Genomic DNA, 16,800 nt, shown 5'->3' on the forward strand with positions numbered 1-16,800 from the left:
ATGAGAAAAAGTATATTGTTTGTAATACTGATATTTAATACAATTGGTTGTAAAAGTCAAAAAAGAGAAGAAATAAACAAAAATATTAAAAAAGATTCTATGGAATATTTTAGCGAAGAAAAATATAAAAATTGGGAACTTGACAAGGAAAATAGTTTTACAACTGATAAAAGATATATAAAAGAAAATATATGGGTAAGGATTATTATAAGTAACGAAGGATATAGAGAAGAAATAGAGCAACTAAATTCACCCTATGAAACAATAAAAATTTATCATAAAAATTTATCGTTACGTATTAACGGAAGTAATTTTTATGGTTTTTCTGTAGGAATTGATAAAGAATACGACGAAAACGGTAAGCTTATAAAAGAAACAGATAATGATAAAAATTACCCTTTTAAAGCAGAAGATTTATGCAAATTAATTAAAGAAGAATATGATGTAGATTTAATGGTAAAGCCTAATCCTAATAAAGAAGAGCTACAATATAGAGTAAGTAGAAGTTACGATCCTTCAACATTGAAACATCTGTATCTTGTATCTTTTACTTATGGTAATCCAGATATAGAACCAAGAGATAAGATATTACCACCAATAAAAGTGGTATATATAGATGGGAGTAGCGGAAAAATTTTGTATGAAGAATCAAGGAGTTTAAATTTACCCAACGGAGATAAAATTCCCCACTCAAAAACAAAATTTCTTCAAAAAGGAGAAAAAGAAAAAAAGGGATCAGAGGTTTATAAAATTCACCAAGGCAAATCCTATACACAATCCGAATGGGAAGAATTTGAAGAAAAGCAATACGAAGAATATTGTAGAAAAACAGGTAGAGCCTATACCCCCAAAGACTAAGTTACGAAAAGGGAAGACACCATTAAGAAAAATTCTTTTATTGCAGACGATTTAGAAAAAGGAGATAAGCATGCCCCCAAAAGAAAAAAGGTTTTTGGAATAACCTGTTCAAATAAAAACGGTAGATCATGCCACAAAAACTCACGGAAAATGGACTTCTAGTTTGCAACAAAGGAACAAAACCAAGTTCATTAAAAGTAACTAGTCAGACTTTTAGTAGAGTAGACGGAAAACTCATTGCCACAGAAGAAGACAAACAGCCTGAAACTAATATTCCCAGTTTTGGGGTTTGTGCTATTACTAAAAGTAGATGTACTTCTGCCATCAAAAAATGGGAGAATACCACAGAAAAAGACAGTATTAATAATTATAAAATTCTTACAGAAGAAAGTACTTGTCAATGTTCTATTGGAGGAAAAATTTCTGTAGAAAATAAAGGACATGGAGAGCAACATGAAATAACATGAAGACAGAAAGATAAGAAAAATTTTCACGACAGCTGTAGTTTTGTTCCAATGAAGACAAAAAACGAATTGCTTTTTAGATTCAAAGTCATTTTACCTGTAATAAATTTCTAATGCCTAATATGGGGCGGACCATTATTTTAATGAGCTGTTTTACGTTTTTCAAACATATAAGAAATTAGTTTAAAACAAAAGGGAAGTATTTGCAAATTTTAAGGAAAAATGAACAACTCTTCTAAAGTTACTTAATTGTAACTTTGTATAACAAAATAAAAAGAAAGAGTTATGAAAAACAAAAAATTAAATTGGGCAGACGTAATTAGATTTGCTACTAAAGGAAACGTAACTCCAGACAGAAGAATTGAAAAAACAGATGATGAATGGAAGGAGGTATTAACCCAAGAACAATTTTATATTACGAGAAAAAAAGGTACTGAGGCTCGTTTTTCGGGCGAACATTGTACCCAATACAAACCAGGAGTATACAATTGTGTTTGTTGCAATACACCTCTTTTTGATTCCAGAGAAAAATTTGATTCTGGAACAGGATGGCCCAGTTTTACACAACCAATTAAAGAAAACACTACTCAATACATAAAAGATAGTTCTTATGGAATGATTAGGGTAGAGGTAATGTGCAATATATGCGATAGTCATTTAGGGCATGTTTTTCCTGATGGACCAGAACCCAATGGATTACGTTATTGCGTAAACTCGACATCATTATATAAAGATCAAAAATAAAGGAATAAAAAGTATGGAAAAAACAGAAATAGCCACTTTTGGTGGAGGGTGTTTTTGGTGTATTGAAGCAATAGTTCAAAGACTAAAAGGAGTTGAAAGAGTCGTATCAGGTTATACAGGAGGTAAAACAAAAAATCCTACATATAAAGAAGTTTGCAACGGGGATACAGATCATGCTGAGGTAATACAGGTAACCTTTAATACTCTTTTTTTATCTTACGCAGAATTATTGGGTGTTTTTATGACCAATCACAATCCTACAACACTCAATTATCAAGGAGCAGATTATGGTACTCAATATAGATCCGTTATATTTTATCATAATGAAGAACAAAAATTATTAGCACAAGAAGTGATTGAACAGTTAAACCCTGTCTTTGAAAACAAGATTGTTACAAAATTGGCACCATTGGATATCTTTTATCCAGCAGAGGATTATCATCAAGATTATTATAATAAAAATACCAATCAAGGGTACTGTGAGGTAGTGATTTCGCCCAAAATAGCTAAACTAAAAGAAAAGTATGCTGACAAACTCAAAGAAAACACCTAAAATTTAACAACTTAAAAAATATTGAATAAAAGTATATTATATGGAAACAACAAAATGGAATGCGATTAAAACAGAAAACGAAGTGCTTGATATTATTGAAAAATCTAATAACAAACCACAAGTTATATTTAAAGATAGTGTAACTTGTGGTATTAGTGCCTTTGCAAAAGAACGATTGACAAACGACTTTAAGTTAATAGAAAATAGATGTGATTTTAATTATTTAGATTTACTAGCTTACAGATCCGTGTCAAACTTTATAGCTGAAAGATTAGACGTAATTCATCAATCGCCACAAATCATAGTTCTTATAAACGGTAAAGTAATTTATAGAGATTCTCATCATACTATTGAAGCACGAAAAATAGCAGATAAAATAGATGCCTTCATAAAAGCATAACAGTATCAACAAACCATTATATTGAAAAAGGAAAGATTCGATTCATATCTTCAGTTCGAAAATCGAAAACAAGAAATATGAATAAAATTATAAAAAGAGACTGTCTAAAGATGCAGTTTAGAGTTTAAACAAGCATAAAAACAAAAGAAGAAATAAATAAATTGATTTTACTTATTACAGTTACCCAATCTTCTTTAGAATTAAAATGACAAATCCAACTGCTTTTAGACAGCCTCTTGATCAAATATTTTATTGTTTTTTAGTATGAATAATTATTTATTCTACAAAGTATAGTAAATACCTACGTTAAATCTATTTCCTAGAGAATTAATATCAAAATTAAACGTATTCTTTTCTTCCTTTACATCCGTTTCCTTATTCTTTGATGTATGCGATGAAAAACCTAAAACACCTAAAGAACCTACTACTGTAATTTTAGGAGAAAGAGCATAACCAAATCCTGCATTTAGATTTGTATTAAGTTCAAAAGTGGTATTTTTAGATTCTAGATTCCCTAAAATAGTTTTTCTAGTAGTAGTAGAGTTTCCAGGTAACAATCCAATGTTAAGTCCTACAAAAGGTCTAAAAGCCTTGCTCCCTTCTCCAAAAAAATAACGACCATAAAGAGTACCTCCATATTGATTTTCTTTTATTTCTGTATTTCCAGATTCTTTTGTTGAACCTTGAGTTGTAAAGCCCACACCTAATTGTACATTATTTGTTAAAAAAGTACCTACTTCTGGTGAAAAGTTCCACGTTGAACCCTCTGATGTAGTTGTACTCTCTATTTTTGTTTTACTACTTGAATAGCCTACTTGACCACCTACATAAAAACTCCCTTTTTGAGCAAATACCCCTGAGGTAATTAATATTGCGCTTGCAATTAAAAAATTTTTCATAAAAACTATGTTTTAAAGATTAACGAAGTGACTTTTTCAAATTTTATTCCAAAAAAAAAGTTAAAATTTTTAGCAAGGTATTTTCTTAATGTTATTTTTAAATCATTTTTTAAATAAATACAACAAAAATGATTTAAATTGAAATTTAGTTCTAAAATAAAACATTTAATATTTGTATGTTAATATTATGTTATTAAAATAATAAAAAATAACTTTAGGTAAAAAAATATAACAATATGACACTAAGTGTTTTTTTGTGAAAATATGACAGGAAAAAATGGCAGTTTAACCGTCTATTTGTTCTATGTAGTACTTTCTTTAAAATGCTGTTGTAGAAAGTGGACTTATAAGATACTTGTCTAATAAAACATAGTTGCTTTATATTCTATAAAAAGAAATAAGATGTTTGCCTTTTATTGATTGTCTGATTTATGAAAAAGAATAATAAAGCATAAAAATCCAAAGAAAATATAACATAGATAAATAAAGTATTTATAACGGACAAAATAATAGAAATGAATATACAACACTTTCAAAATCAATTTTTTGTACCAATAAATATATTCATTCTTCATCAAAACAACTATTCATGCTTTCGTCGTATTTTTTTAAAAAACAATTGAATGGCAGTCAAAGCAAAAAAACGAGCTAATAAAAAAGCAATTAATTATTATAGACTACAAAGAGAGAATAAAAATTTATCTTAAAACTCCTAAGTAATTTTTTATCTTTGCAATATTTTAAAAATTTGATAAATATTCAAAATGAAAATTTCATATAACTGGTTAAAACAATTTATTAAGACAGATTGGAGTTCGGAAAAGACCGCTGAATTATTAACTGATTTAGGTCTTGAAGTAGAAGGGGTTGAAAAGTTTTTTTCAATTAAGGGAGGATTAGAAGGTTTAATAGTAGGACATGTATTGACTTGTGAAAAGCATCCCAATGCTGACAAACTTAAAATTACTACAGTAGATCTAGGGAATGGTGAGCCAGTTCAAATAGTTTGTGGAGCCAGTAATGTAGCAGTGGGTCAAAAAGTAATAGTAGCAACTATAGGCACAAAGCTATATGATAAAGAAGGAAATTCTTTTGAAATAAAAAAAGGTAAAATTAGAGGAGAAGAAAGCCACGGAATGATCTGTGCTGAAGACGAAATAGGTATAGGAGACAGCCATGAAGGCATTATGGTCCTAGACGAAAGTATAGAGGTTGGAACATTAGCTTCAAAAGTTTTTAATGTAGAAATTGATGAAGTTTTTGAAATAGGACTTACTCCTAATAGGGCAGATGCTATGAGTCATTGGGGGGTTGCTAGAGACTTACGAGCAGGTATGCTTCAACAGGATATTAGCACGGAACTAATTACACCATCTGTAAGTTCTTATAAAGTAGAAAAAAGAACTTTAAAAATTGATGTTAATGTAGAAAATACAACATTAGTCCCTAGATATTGTGGCGTTACAATTTCAGATATAAAAGTAGGTACCTCACCAGCATGGTTACAAAATAGGTTAAAAGCGATAGGACTTACACCTAAAAACAATATTGTAGACATAACAAATTATGTTTTGCATGAATTAGGACAGCCTTTGCATGCCTTTGATGCCTCTAAAATACATGGTAAGATCATTGTAAAAAATGCAACAGAAGGAGAAAAATTTATTACTCTAGATGATGTAGAAAGAAGTTTACATAAAGAGGATATCATGATTTGTGATGAAAAAGGACCTTTATGTATTGCAGGAGTAATGGGAGGTAAAAAATCAGGAGTATCAGAAAGAACTACTTCTATCTTTTTAGAAAGTGCTTACTTTAATCCCGTATCTGTACGTAAAACAGCTAAACGTCATGGAATTAATTCTGATGCGTCTTTTCGCTTTGAAAGAGGAATTGATCCAACCATCACAGAATATGCTTTAAAACGTGCAGCAATCCTTATATGTCAAATTGCGGGTGGAGAAATGACTTCCGATATCATGGAAGTGTATCCTAAAAAAATTGAAGACTTTCCTGTTTTCTTAAATTTAGAAAAAGTTAAAAAAATTATAGGGCAAGAAATTCCCGATGAAGAAATTAAAAATATTTTAGTTTCATTAGATATAAAAGTAAATAGTATATCTAAAGTAGGATTAGGACTGACAGTTCCAGCTTACCGCGTAGATGTAACTCGTGAAATAGATGTAATTGAAGAAATTCTAAGAGTTTATGGTTATAATAACATACAATTTTCACAAAAATTAAATGCTACAACCGCACATTCATCAAAAACAGAAGATTATAAAGTACAAAATATTGTTGCCAACTTATTAGTAGGGAATGGTTTTAATGAAATGATGGCTAACTCATTAACCTCTCCAAATTATGTGAATTTAAGTAATAGTTTACATGAAAAAAACAATGTTTTGATGCTTAATCCTTTAAGCAACGATTTGTCCGCTATGCGTCAATCTATGTTGTTTTCTGCGTTAGAAGCCGTTTCTTTCAATATAAACCGTAAAAATGCAGATTTACGTTTATTTGAATTTGGTAAGACTTATCACAAACAATTGGCAGGGCATGAAGAAAAAATGCACCTAACTTTAACTATGAGCGGAAATCGTTCAAAAGAATCTTGGACAAACGCCCAAAGACCAAGTGATTTTTTCCAGTTTAAAGGTTATATTTTAAATATTTTTGAAAGATTAGGAATCAAAAATATTGTTACTATGCCAATGAAAAGTGATATTTTTAGCGAAGGGATGATTTATGAATTAGGAGCCTCTTCTTTAGTAGAATTTGGAACTATTAAAAAATCAATTCTAAAACATTTTGATATCAAACAAGAAGTGTTTTTTGCAGATTTTAATTGGAATGCTATATTAAAACATTTATCAACTAATGTGAAATTTATAGAAATTTCAAAATATCCAGAAGTACGTCGTGATTTAGCCTTACTTGTAGATGAACATATTGAATTTGAAAAAATCCTTGATTTAGCAAATAAAACGGAAAAAAATCTATTAAAAAGAGTAGATTTATTTGATGTATACCAAGGAAATAATTTACCAGAAGGTAAAAAATCATACGCAATAAGTTTCTTATTACAAGATAGTACTAAAACGCTTACGGATTCGCAAATTGATAAAGTAATGAGTAAATTGACTCAAAATTTTGAAACGGAATTAGGAGCTACTCTAAGATAAAACAGAGATAGAAAGTACAAAATAAGGCTCGGATTTTGTTTGTAAATCCGAGCCTTATTTTATGATTGTACTTGTTAATTGGTTTCTTTTTAACGACCTAAAATATAGGTTTAAAAAGGAATACAGCTAAGCCTATAAAAATTTAAAAACAAATCGACCAAAAAAGAACGATAAAATGTAAAATAGAAAATAAAAATAGTTATCGCCTAAATTTGTTTCTTGTAATAGTACTTTTTAACTTATTTTTTAAATCCTCTCCTGAATCATATATCATTTGCTCATTTGTTGGAAAAGAAGTAGCTCTACGATTAAAATACGGCAAATAGTTTTCATCACAAGCTCTAGGATCGCCATTGTAATTAGCATAAATGTTTTCAAATACGAAATTGCTGGTTATAGGAAAGGTATTTATTAACTGATTAGTATTTAAATTTAAATAATCAATTTTGGCAGTAATACTACACGATTTGTTTTGTCTAAACTCATATACAGTACTTCTAACAGTAATCATGTTATCTATCATAATGGTATTTCCTTTTTCATCTTTTACGGGTTGACCATTTGAATTTAATTGAGGTTTAGTACCATTTTTAATTAATTTTTCTTTTGAAAACTCTCTTTCAAAAACCTTTTCAGGAGAAATGTTAATGCCTCTAAAACTAACAACCATCGCAAAATCATAATTTGTATTTTTTTGTTTATTACTATGATATATGGTCCACTTATCATTTAATCCAAGAGTGCTAAAATCTAAAAGATCATTTTGTAAACGCGATGGAATGACCATATTGGTTTCATTTTTAGTATAAACATGTACGAAATCAGTTCCCTTAAGATGACATTCATCCATTAATTTATTACAATCTTTATATCCTGGATTTATAGTATTTAAATATTCAAAGTCATCAAAAGCACGACGAAAACTAATCTTATCTTTTGTTTTCATTAATTTTAATGCGTTTTCATATAAAAAATCAGAAAGTTTACTTTTAGTAGTAACCAAGGGTGTTGAATAATCTTCAAAAGAAAATTGTGCATTTCTACCTTCTTTTATTAAAGTTAGAGGTAATAAAGGTTGTATTTTTTCTTGACGGTTTTGTAGCTTGATATATGTATTGTATATTTTTTCTAAGTGATTAGGATTGCCTTCTTTTTCCCAAAGAGAAATAGCTTCTAAATCCCTTTGTTTGGCTTTAGAAAAAGCTTCTTCTAGTAAATAAACATAGTCTTGTTTGCCTTTGGAATTTTTATTGTTTTTTAAATTTTCAATTGATTTACCAATAGCTCCATCATAATTGCCATCACTCAGCATTGATTGAGTTTGTTTAACACCACTACAGCTAAACAAAAATCCAATAAGTACTACCAGAGAAGTAATTTTTTTCATACAATTTAATTTTAAATCTGATTACGCAAAATTCAAGCCAAAAAATACTCCGAGTCTCTCGGAGTATTAAAAAAGTGTTTTATTTAGTAGCAATAGGAGGTAATAATTTGCTTGAAACCTCTCCAAAACCAATTCTTATTTGTTCATTTTGGCAATACCCTCTCATGATTACAGTATCTCCATCATTAATAAATTTTCTTTCAGAACCATCTTTTAAAAGAATAGGGTTTTTTCCACCCCATGTTAATTCTAACATAGATCCAAGAGAGTCTTGGGTAGGCCCTGATATTGTACCGGATCCCATCATATCACCAGAATTGATACGACAACCGTTAATAGTATGATGTGCTAACTGTTGATTCATAGTCCAATACATATACTTGAAATTAGTATTACTGATGATTGTTTCTTCCGAATCCTCAGGAGTTATACTTACTTGTAATTTGATATCAAAAGCGTGCTCCCCAGTTTGTTGTAAATAAGGAAGAGGTGTTGGTTCCTGAACAGGTGATGCACAACGGAAAGGCTCTAAAGCATCCATAGTAACGATCCAAGGAGAGATAGAGCTTGCAAAATTTTTAGCTAAAAAAGGACCCAGAGGAACATATTCCCATTTTTGAATGTCACGAGCACTCCAGTCATTTAGTAATACCATACCAAAAATATAATCCTCAGCTTCTGCTACTGGAATATTTTCGCCCATTAGGTTGGCATCTGTAGTTATAAAGGCTGTTTCTAATTCAAAATCTACCAAACGAGAAGGACCAAATACTGGAGCTGTTGCATCAGGAGGCATAGTTTGTCCCATAGGGCGATGCACTGGAATTCCTGATGGTACAATCGTAGAACTTCTTCCATGGTACCCTACAGGGATGTGTAACCAGTTTGGTAATAAAGCATTAGCGGGATCACGAAACATTTTTCCTGTATTTGTAGCATGTTCTCTACTCGAAAAGAAATCGGTATAATCCCCTACAAAAACAGGAAGTTGCATTTCTACATCTTCTATTTTAAAAATGACTACTTCACGATGTTTAGCATTATCTCTTAAATCTGCATTTTCAGCATCAAAAATATCCGCAATGCGGTTACGAACTAATCGCCATGTTTTTTTTCCACAAGAAATAAATTCATTTAAAACATCTTGAAGAAAAACATCATCTGTTAAATCAATTCCTTCAAAATATCCTAATTGATGTAATGCTCCCAAGTCAATAGCATAATCTCCAATGCGAGTACCAACGGTTACAATATCGTCCTTTGTTAAAAAAACACCAAATGGAATATTTTGAATAGGAAAATCGCTGGTAGATGATACTTCTAGCCATGATCTTCTTTCAGGATTGTTAGCTGTAATAGGCATATTATATTTTTTTGTGATTTTAATTAATTTTTACACCTCAAATATAGTTTCTATTGGGATTATACCAAACACTTTTTGTATTTTTGACAACCATTTATAAAAAAATATTCAAAAATGTTACGCGACGAACAAATATTCGATTTAATTCTTGATGAACAAGATAGACAAATTCACGGTATTGAATTAATTGCTTCTGAGAATTTTGTAAGCGACCAAGTAATGGAAGCGGCAGGTTCTTGTTTAACTAATAAATATGCAGAAGGTTACCCAGGTAAAAGGTATTATGGAGGTTGTGAAGTAGTAGATGTGGTAGAACAAATTGCTATTGATAGAGCAAAAGCTTTGTTTGGAGCAGCGTATGTAAATGTACAACCTCATTCAGGATCTCAAGCTAATACAGCCGTTTTTGCAGCTTGTTTACAACCAGGAGACACAATTTTAGGTTTTGATTTATCACATGGGGGACATTTAACGCACGGATCTCCGGTGAATTTTTCAGGAAAATTATACAACCCTGTTTTTTATGGAGTAGATCAAGAAACAGGAATGTTAAATTATGATACAATTCAGGAAATAGCTACGAAAGAACAACCTAAAATAATTATCGCAGGTGCTTCCGCTTATTCTCGTGATATGGACTTTAAACGTTTTCGTGAAATTGCGGATTCTGTAGGTGCTATTTTAATGGCAGACATTTCTCACCCAGCAGGGTTAATAGCAAAAGGATTAATGAATGACCCAATTCCTCATTGCCATATTGTAACAACCACTACTCATAAAACATTACGTGGTCCTCGTGGAGGCATGATCATGATGGGACAAGATTTTCCAAACCCTTGGGGCTATACAACCCCTAAAGGAGAAGTAAAGATGATGTCTAACTTATTAGATATGGCTGTTTTTCCAGGTAATCAAGGAGGCCCTCTAATGCACATTATAGCTGCTAAAGCAGTTGCTTTTGGTGAATGTTTATCAGATGAGTTCTTTACTTATGCAATGCAAGTACAAAAAAATGCAAAAGCAATGGCAGAAGCATTTATAAAAAGAGACTATAACATTATATCAGGTGGAACAGACAATCACATGATGTTAATAGATTTGCGTAATAAGGGAATAACAGGAAAAGAAGCTGAAAATGTATTAGTAAAAGCAGAGATTACAGTAAATAAAAATATGGTTCCTTTTGATGATAAATCACCTTTTATAACCTCAGGTATTCGTGTTGGAACACCCGCTATTACGACTCGTGGTCTAGTAGAAGCGGATATGGATAAGATCGTAGAACTGATAGATCGTGTATTGATGAATCATACAAACGAAGAAGTTCTTGAAGAAGTTGCTAATGAAGTAAACGAAATGATGAGCGAGCGAGCTATGTTCGTTTTTTAATTGATAGTACAAAAATTAAATAAGGCTGTTTTAGATAGACAGCCTTAATTTTTTTGAATGTTCTGCAAAAATTTCAAAATAAACTTATCTAAAAAACATTCTTTTACTATTCGTTAATAATACTAATCTAATGGCAGGAAATTCTTTTGGAAATATATTAAAAGTAACTACTTTTGGAGAATCACATGGACAAGCTTTGGGAGGTGTAATTGAAGGATGTCCGTCAGGAATTGAGTTAGATATGTCCTTCATTCATCAACAGATGCAAAGACGTAAGCCTGGTCAATCCTCTATTGTTACACAACGTAAAGAAGAAGATGAAGTACAATTTTTATCTGGAATTTTTGAAGGAAAAACAACAGGTACTTCTATAGGTTTTATAATCCCTAATACCAATCAAAAATCAGAGGATTATAGTCATATAAAAAATACATACAGACCTAGTCATGCCGATTATGTCTATGATCAAAAATACGGTTTTCGTGACTACAGAGGAGGAGGACGCAGTTCTGCAAGAGAAACGAGTTGTAGAGTATTAGCGGGCGCCGTAGCAAAACAAATAATTCCTCAAATCAAAATAAACGCTTTCGTATCTTCCGTAGGAGAAATAAGTATAAACAAACCGTATCAAGAATTGGATTTTTCTAAAATAGAATCTAATCCCGTTAGATGCCCTGATTCAGAGGTTGCAGAATTAATGGAAAACCACATTAAAGAAATCAAAAAACAAGGCGATACAATAGGAGGAACCATAACTTGTGTAATTCAAAATGTACCAGTAGGTTTAGGTGAGCCTGTTTTTGATAAATTACACGCTGAATTAGGAAAAGCTATGCTATCTATAAATGCAGTTCATGGTTTTGAGTATGGAAGTGGTTTCTGTGGAGCTAAAATGAAAGGGAGTGAACATAATGATCGTTTTAATCCCGATGGAACCACCCAAACCAATTTATCAGGAGGAATACAAGGAGGAATAAGTAACGGTATGGATATTTATTTTAGGGTGGCTTTTAAACCTGTGGCAACTCTAATTCAAAAACAAGAAGTCCTAACGGTTGATGGACATATTGTAGAACAACAAGGAAAAGGCAGGCATGACCCTTGTGTAGTGCCAAGAGCCGTACCAATTGTAGAAGCCATGGCTGCTTTAGTAATGGCAGATTATTATTTATTAAATAAAATTTATCAATTTAAATAATGGAAATAACTAAAAACGAGGTTTCTAAGAAATCTATTTTTTCAAATCTTACTGTACAAATCTTATTAGCAATGCTTTTAGGTGCAGCATTAGGGATTTTTATACACAATACTTGTGATGACACTACCGCTAAAGATTTTAGTGGATACATAAAGATGTTCGCTACTGTTTTCATTCGTTTAGTTCAAATGATTATTTCACCTCTAGTTTTTACAACATTGGTAGTAGGTATTGCTAAATTAGGAGATATCAAAGCGGTTGGACGAATAGGAGGAAAGGCTTTAGGGTGGTTTTTTACCGCTTCTTTTATATCGTTATTAATAGGCATGTTTTGGGTAAATATTTTGCAACCAGGAGCTGGACTAAACTTAAGCGGAGTGGATGTAACCACAGCAGCGGAAGTTACCGAAAAAACACAAAATTTTTCTGCACAAAATTTTGTTGAGCACATAATTCCTAAAAGTGTTGTAGAAGCAATGGCAACCAATGAAATTTTACAAATTGTAATCTTTTCAATCTTTTTTGGTTTAGCAGCTGCTTCTTTAGGAGATCATACAAAATCGGTTATAAACGCATTAGATAAAACGTCTCATATCATTTTAAAAATGGTAAACTATGTAATGAAGTTTGCCCCACTAGGTGTTTTTGGAGCTATAGCAGGTGTATTTGCCATTCGTGATTTAGGAGAACTTTTATTAACTTATGCTAAGTATTTTGGTTCCTTTTTAGTAGGAATTACTTCATTATGGATTGTATTACTAATCATAGGTTATTTGTTTTTAGGAAAAAGAATAAAAACACTTTTAAATCATATTGTTTCACCCTTAGTAATTGCGTTTGGTACAACAAGTAGCGAGGCTGTTTTTCCTAAATTAACAGAAGAATTAGAAAAATTTGGTATAAAAGACAAAATTGTATCATTTATGCTGCCATTAGGTTATTCTTTTAATTTAGATGGGAGTATGATGTATATGACTTTTGCCAGTATTTTTATAGCACAAGCCTACGGTGTTTCATTAGACTTAGGAACCCAATTAACTATGTTATTAGTTTTAATGCTAACAAGCAAAGGAATAGCTGGAGTTCCAAGAGCTAGTTTAGTAGTTGTAGCAGCCACTTGCGGAATGTTTGATATTCCCGTAGAAGGCATTGCTTTGATATTGCCAATAGATCATTTTTGTGATATGTTCAGAAGTGCAACGAATGTTTTGGGTAATGCCTTAGCAACTTCTGTAGTTGGAAATTGGGAAAAAGAATAGTAAAAAAATAAATTCATAGAGGTTTCTGAACCTAAGTTCAGACGGATCTCATATTTTTTTAAAACTCCATTTTTTAGAGCTTTTGTCTAAAAAATGGAGTTTCATATTTTGATCAAATTTTTATGCTTAATATGAATGCTACTTCTTTGTATCTTTTAAGTTAAATTCCGATTTTAAGATTGAATAAATGACAGAATCCCAAAATTTACCCTCAAAATATTCATTCTCTCGTAAATGACCTTCTTTTATAAAGCCCAATTTCTCTAATACTCGTGCAGAAGCTTGATTTCTAGGGTCTATTACAGCTTCTATAGAATGCAACCCCATTTGATTAAAACCATAGTCTAATATAAGTTCAGTAGCCTCTGTAATGATACCTTTGCCACTATATTCGGGTAATATCATATAACCTATTTCAGAACGATAATTTTCTTTTTGTATACGATAATGACCTAAAAAACCTATTAATTTATCGTTTGGTTTTTCAGTAATCGCCCAATTAATTCCTTCATTTTGCTCAATTTTATTATTGATTGTATCAATCAGTTCTAAGGCTTCTACTTTGTTTTTTAGTAACGAACGCGGTATAAATTGCATATTATCAGCATTACTTCGTAAGGCAAATACCTCATCTACATCCTTATGAGTCATTTTTCTTAAGATTAATCGTTCTGATTCTAAATTTTGAAACGGTAAAAAAGTAAAGGAATTCATAAAAAAATGTAATTTAGTGTAAAAAATCATTAAATTTATAATATCTCAGACCCATAAAAATAAGTGTAAATATATGGAAACAAAATTTGAATTAATAGAAAAAGAATTGATTGAAAATCTGTATTTTCCTACAGAACAAGTATTGGAAGAATTAAAGGATAGAACACAACTAAAAGCAGAGTTAGAAAGAGCACAGGTATTAGGAAATGTAGAGCATGCTAAAATTAAAATTTATTTTGAAGATGCCGTTTCAAAAAAAGTAGTGGATACAACAGTTTGGGGAGTAACAGATCAAGAAATAATTCTAAAAAAAGGAGTTACTATTCCAATACATCGTATTTATAAAATTGTGTAAGAACTTAATGAAATAAAGGATGATTGTAACTTCTGTTAGGCTTTTTTAGATTAACAGAAGTTTTTTATTTGTTAATTTAAGAAAATGCCTGAAAAACTATCGATTTTGGATTTTCAGATCACGGATGGCAATTTGGTTTTAATACAAAAGATTTCTATTTGCCTGTTTTTTTTAAGGGTTAATATAGCTTATCAATTAATAGTATTCCATCAGTTTTATCTTTTGATTAGGATATGAAAGAGAGCGTTTTAAAAATAGTCGATCTGGCAATAAGAATTTATTAGTCTATTACTTTGTTTACTCAATCTCAAAAAATTTTCACGTTCAATTTGAAAATAATAGGTATTTTTATTTAAGTAAAAAAATGATTGAGTTAACTGGTCAAGATTTGACTTTTTATTTTTTATTGTACGATTGTTTTTGTATCTTTTGTTTGTTTTGATTTTGAGTATTTCGAAAAAGATTATCACTGTTATTATTTCATTTATATTTGTATACAATTTTATTTATAAAATAATAACAAGTCATAACAAAGAAAATATTCACCATTTACAAAATAAAATTTAAATGATATACAGAGGATTAAATGACGAATACATAGAGTTAATAAACTTACAAAAAGGAAGTTCATTAACCTTTGATGATACATCATCTTATCCTCTTTTATTTGTATGGATAAAAGGAAATGAATCCGAAGTATCTTATGAAGGCATAAAATTATCTCTTGATAATAATACTATTTTTTGTCTGACAGCATTCCATAAAATAGAATTTGTAAACTTAGAAACAGCAAGAATCATAAAATTCAATCGAGAGTTTTATTGTGTTAAAGACCATGATAGTGAGGTAAGTTGTAAAGGACTTTTATTTTATGGAGCCAATCAATTACCCTATTTTCAAATACCCAAAGAAGAAATTGATAAATTTGAAATATTTTGGCAAATGTTTCAAGTAGAAATGCAATCAAAAGATGATTTACAATTAGAAATGTTGCAAATGATGTTAAAAAGATTTATCATACTTTGTACACGTGTCTATAAATCTCAAATGAACTTTTCTAAATTAGAGATAAAAGAAGTAGATTTAGTTAGAGAATATCATTATTTAGTAGAACAACATTTTAGAAACAAACATACCGTAAAAGAATATGCCGAATTATTAAATAAATCTGCCAAAACCCTTGCTAATCTTTTTTCAAAAGTTTCGGACAAAAGTCCATTACAAATTATTCATGAAAGAAAACTTTTAGAAGCTAAAAGAATGCTTAGATATACAGATAAACCTATAAAAGAAATAGCATACGAAATAGGGTTTGAAGATATACAAACTTTCAGTCGTTTCTTTAAAAAATCTGAAAATCTAAGTCCGTCAGAATTTAAAAAACATCTTTTGGGAAATATGGACAACTCATCGGGAACGATAACCTAACACATTCCTTTGTTCTTACCTCATCTTTGCATTGTAATTAATTTATTAATATTTAAAATTAAAAACAATGACAAAGTTTACAGTTCCTACACGAGTAGAAGTATCCGAAAACAATCAAGTAATTTTTGATAATTTACAAAAAGACTTAGGCTTCGTACCTAATTTATATGCCTATTATGCAAAAAATGAAACAGCATTAGGGGATTATTTAACTTTACAAAACAGAAAAAGTACTTTAAAAGCAAAAGAAAGAGAAGTTATTAACCTTGTTACAAGTCAAATTAATGGTTGTCGTTATTGCCAATCAGCCCATACTGTTTTGGGAAAAATGAATGGTTTTACTAATGATCAAATCATAGAATTAAGAAAAGGAACAGCTTCTTTTGATTCTAAGTTAGATGCCCTAGTTAAGTTTACCGCATCAGTAGTAGAAAATAAAGGAAGAGCTACGGAAGAAAGTAAAAAGGCTTTTTTTGAAGTGGGTTATACAGAAGCCAATTTAATAGACTTAGTTATTACTGTAGGGGATAAAATCATCAGTAATTATATTCATAATTTAGCTGGTTTTGAAATTGATTTTCCAATAGCAACTGAAATTTAATTT

General features: G+C 30.4%; 16 protein-coding genes. 12 read left to right on the top strand and 4 right to left on the bottom strand.

Annotated features, from left to right (window positions below):
• The 5 genes from HUE53_RS11525 to ytxJ all read left to right on the top strand — a co-directional run bounded on the left by HUE53_RS11525 (window position 1) and on the right by ytxJ (window position 3,019).
• Window positions 1-858, top strand: a complete 858-nt coding sequence (locus HUE53_RS11525; RefSeq protein WP_077225170.1) for a hypothetical protein — start codon at window positions 1-3, stop codon at window positions 856-858.
• A gap of 128 nt (window positions 859-986) precedes the next feature.
• A complete protein-coding gene (locus HUE53_RS11530) occupies window positions 987-1,325 on the top strand; it encodes a DUF4280 domain-containing protein (protein ID WP_065213507.1) in 339 nt (112 codons plus the stop codon).
• Between the two features lie 282 nt (window positions 1,326-1,607).
• Window positions 1,608-2,066, top strand: coding sequence for a peptide-methionine (R)-S-oxide reductase MsrB (msrB, locus tag HUE53_RS11535; protein ID WP_192188510.1), 459 nt, complete (start codon window positions 1,608-1,610; stop codon window positions 2,064-2,066).
• A 13-nt stretch (window positions 2,067-2,079) separates the two neighbouring features.
• Entirely contained in the window at window positions 2,080-2,619 is a 540-nt protein-coding gene (msrA, locus tag HUE53_RS11540; RefSeq protein WP_014165239.1) for a peptide-methionine (S)-S-oxide reductase MsrA, read from the top strand.
• Between the two features lie 40 nt (window positions 2,620-2,659).
• Window positions 2,660-3,019 carry a bacillithiol system redox-active protein YtxJ gene (ytxJ, locus tag HUE53_RS11545; RefSeq protein ID WP_014165240.1) on the top strand — a complete coding sequence of 120 codons (360 nt, stop codon included), beginning with the start codon at window positions 2,660-2,662 and terminating at the stop codon, window positions 3,017-3,019.
• Window positions 3,020-3,300: 281 nt separating this feature from the next.
• On the opposite strand, the gene HUE53_RS11550 is transcribed toward ytxJ, so the two are convergent.
• On the bottom strand, window positions 3,301-3,918 hold the full coding sequence (locus HUE53_RS11550) for an outer membrane beta-barrel protein (protein WP_014165241.1): 618 nt from the start codon (window positions 3,916-3,918) through the stop codon (window positions 3,301-3,303).
• A 764-nt stretch (window positions 3,919-4,682) separates the two neighbouring features.
• Between HUE53_RS11550 and pheT the strand changes: the two genes are divergently transcribed.
• Entirely contained in the window at window positions 4,683-7,103 is a 2,421-nt protein-coding gene (gene pheT / locus HUE53_RS11555; protein ID WP_014165242.1) for a phenylalanine--tRNA ligase subunit beta, read from the top strand.
• A gap of 199 nt (window positions 7,104-7,302) precedes the next feature.
• On the opposite strand, the gene HUE53_RS11560 is transcribed toward pheT, so the two are convergent.
• Both HUE53_RS11560 and fahA read right to left on the bottom strand, forming a co-directional pair.
• The gene (locus HUE53_RS11560; RefSeq protein ID WP_014165243.1) at window positions 7,303-8,490 is read right to left on the bottom strand and encodes a hypothetical protein; all 1,188 of its coding nucleotides are present in this window, start codon (window positions 8,488-8,490) and stop codon (window positions 7,303-7,305) included.
• A gap of 79 nt (window positions 8,491-8,569) precedes the next feature.
• On the bottom strand, window positions 8,570-9,853 hold the full coding sequence (fahA, locus tag HUE53_RS11565; protein WP_014165244.1) for a fumarylacetoacetase: 1,284 nt from the start codon (window positions 9,851-9,853) through the stop codon (window positions 8,570-8,572).
• A gap of 114 nt (window positions 9,854-9,967) precedes the next feature.
• Here fahA and glyA point away from each other — a divergent pair, with 114 nt between their 5' ends.
• The 3 genes from glyA to HUE53_RS11580 all read left to right on the top strand — a co-directional run bounded on the left by glyA (window position 9,968) and on the right by HUE53_RS11580 (window position 13,699).
• Window positions 9,968-11,242, top strand: a complete 1,275-nt coding sequence (gene glyA / locus HUE53_RS11570; protein ID WP_014165245.1) for a serine hydroxymethyltransferase — start codon at window positions 9,968-9,970, stop codon at window positions 11,240-11,242.
• Between the two features lie 130 nt (window positions 11,243-11,372).
• Window positions 11,373-12,440 (top strand): chorismate synthase, encoded by a 1,068-nt coding sequence (aroC, locus tag HUE53_RS11575; RefSeq protein WP_065213510.1) that lies wholly within the window; start codon window positions 11,373-11,375, stop codon window positions 12,438-12,440.
• Window positions 12,440-13,699, top strand: a complete 1,260-nt coding sequence (locus HUE53_RS11580; protein WP_014165247.1) for a dicarboxylate/amino acid:cation symporter — start codon at window positions 12,440-12,442, stop codon at window positions 13,697-13,699. Before aroC ends, HUE53_RS11580 begins: the two co-directional genes overlap by 1 nt.
• Window positions 13,700-13,837: 138 nt before the next feature.
• Here the strand turns inward: HUE53_RS11580 and HUE53_RS11585 are convergent, their stop codons facing one another.
• The gene (locus HUE53_RS11585; RefSeq protein WP_014165248.1) at window positions 13,838-14,413 is read right to left on the bottom strand and encodes a GNAT family N-acetyltransferase; all 576 of its coding nucleotides are present in this window, start codon (window positions 14,411-14,413) and stop codon (window positions 13,838-13,840) included.
• A gap of 73 nt (window positions 14,414-14,486) precedes the next feature.
• On the opposite strand from HUE53_RS11585, the gene HUE53_RS11590 reads away from it, so the two are divergent.
• From HUE53_RS11590 to HUE53_RS11600, 3 genes are all read left to right on the top strand, one after another.
• On the top strand, window positions 14,487-14,768 hold the full coding sequence (locus tag HUE53_RS11590) for a hypothetical protein (RefSeq protein ID WP_014165249.1): 282 nt from the start codon (window positions 14,487-14,489) through the stop codon (window positions 14,766-14,768).
• Between the two features lie 567 nt (window positions 14,769-15,335).
• Window positions 15,336-16,196 carry a helix-turn-helix domain-containing protein gene (locus HUE53_RS11595; protein WP_014165250.1) on the top strand — a complete coding sequence of 287 codons (861 nt, stop codon included), beginning with the start codon at window positions 15,336-15,338 and terminating at the stop codon, window positions 16,194-16,196.
• A 67-nt stretch (window positions 16,197-16,263) separates the two neighbouring features.
• Window positions 16,264-16,797 (top strand): carboxymuconolactone decarboxylase family protein, encoded by a 534-nt coding sequence (locus HUE53_RS11600; protein WP_014165251.1) that lies wholly within the window; start codon window positions 16,264-16,266, stop codon window positions 16,795-16,797.
• Window positions 16,798-16,800: the final 3 nt, after the last annotated feature.

The sequence above is a fragment of the Flavobacterium columnare genome, assembly GCF_014844295.1.
Classification (GTDB): domain Bacteria; phylum Bacteroidota; class Bacteroidia; order Flavobacteriales; family Flavobacteriaceae; genus Flavobacterium; species Flavobacterium columnare.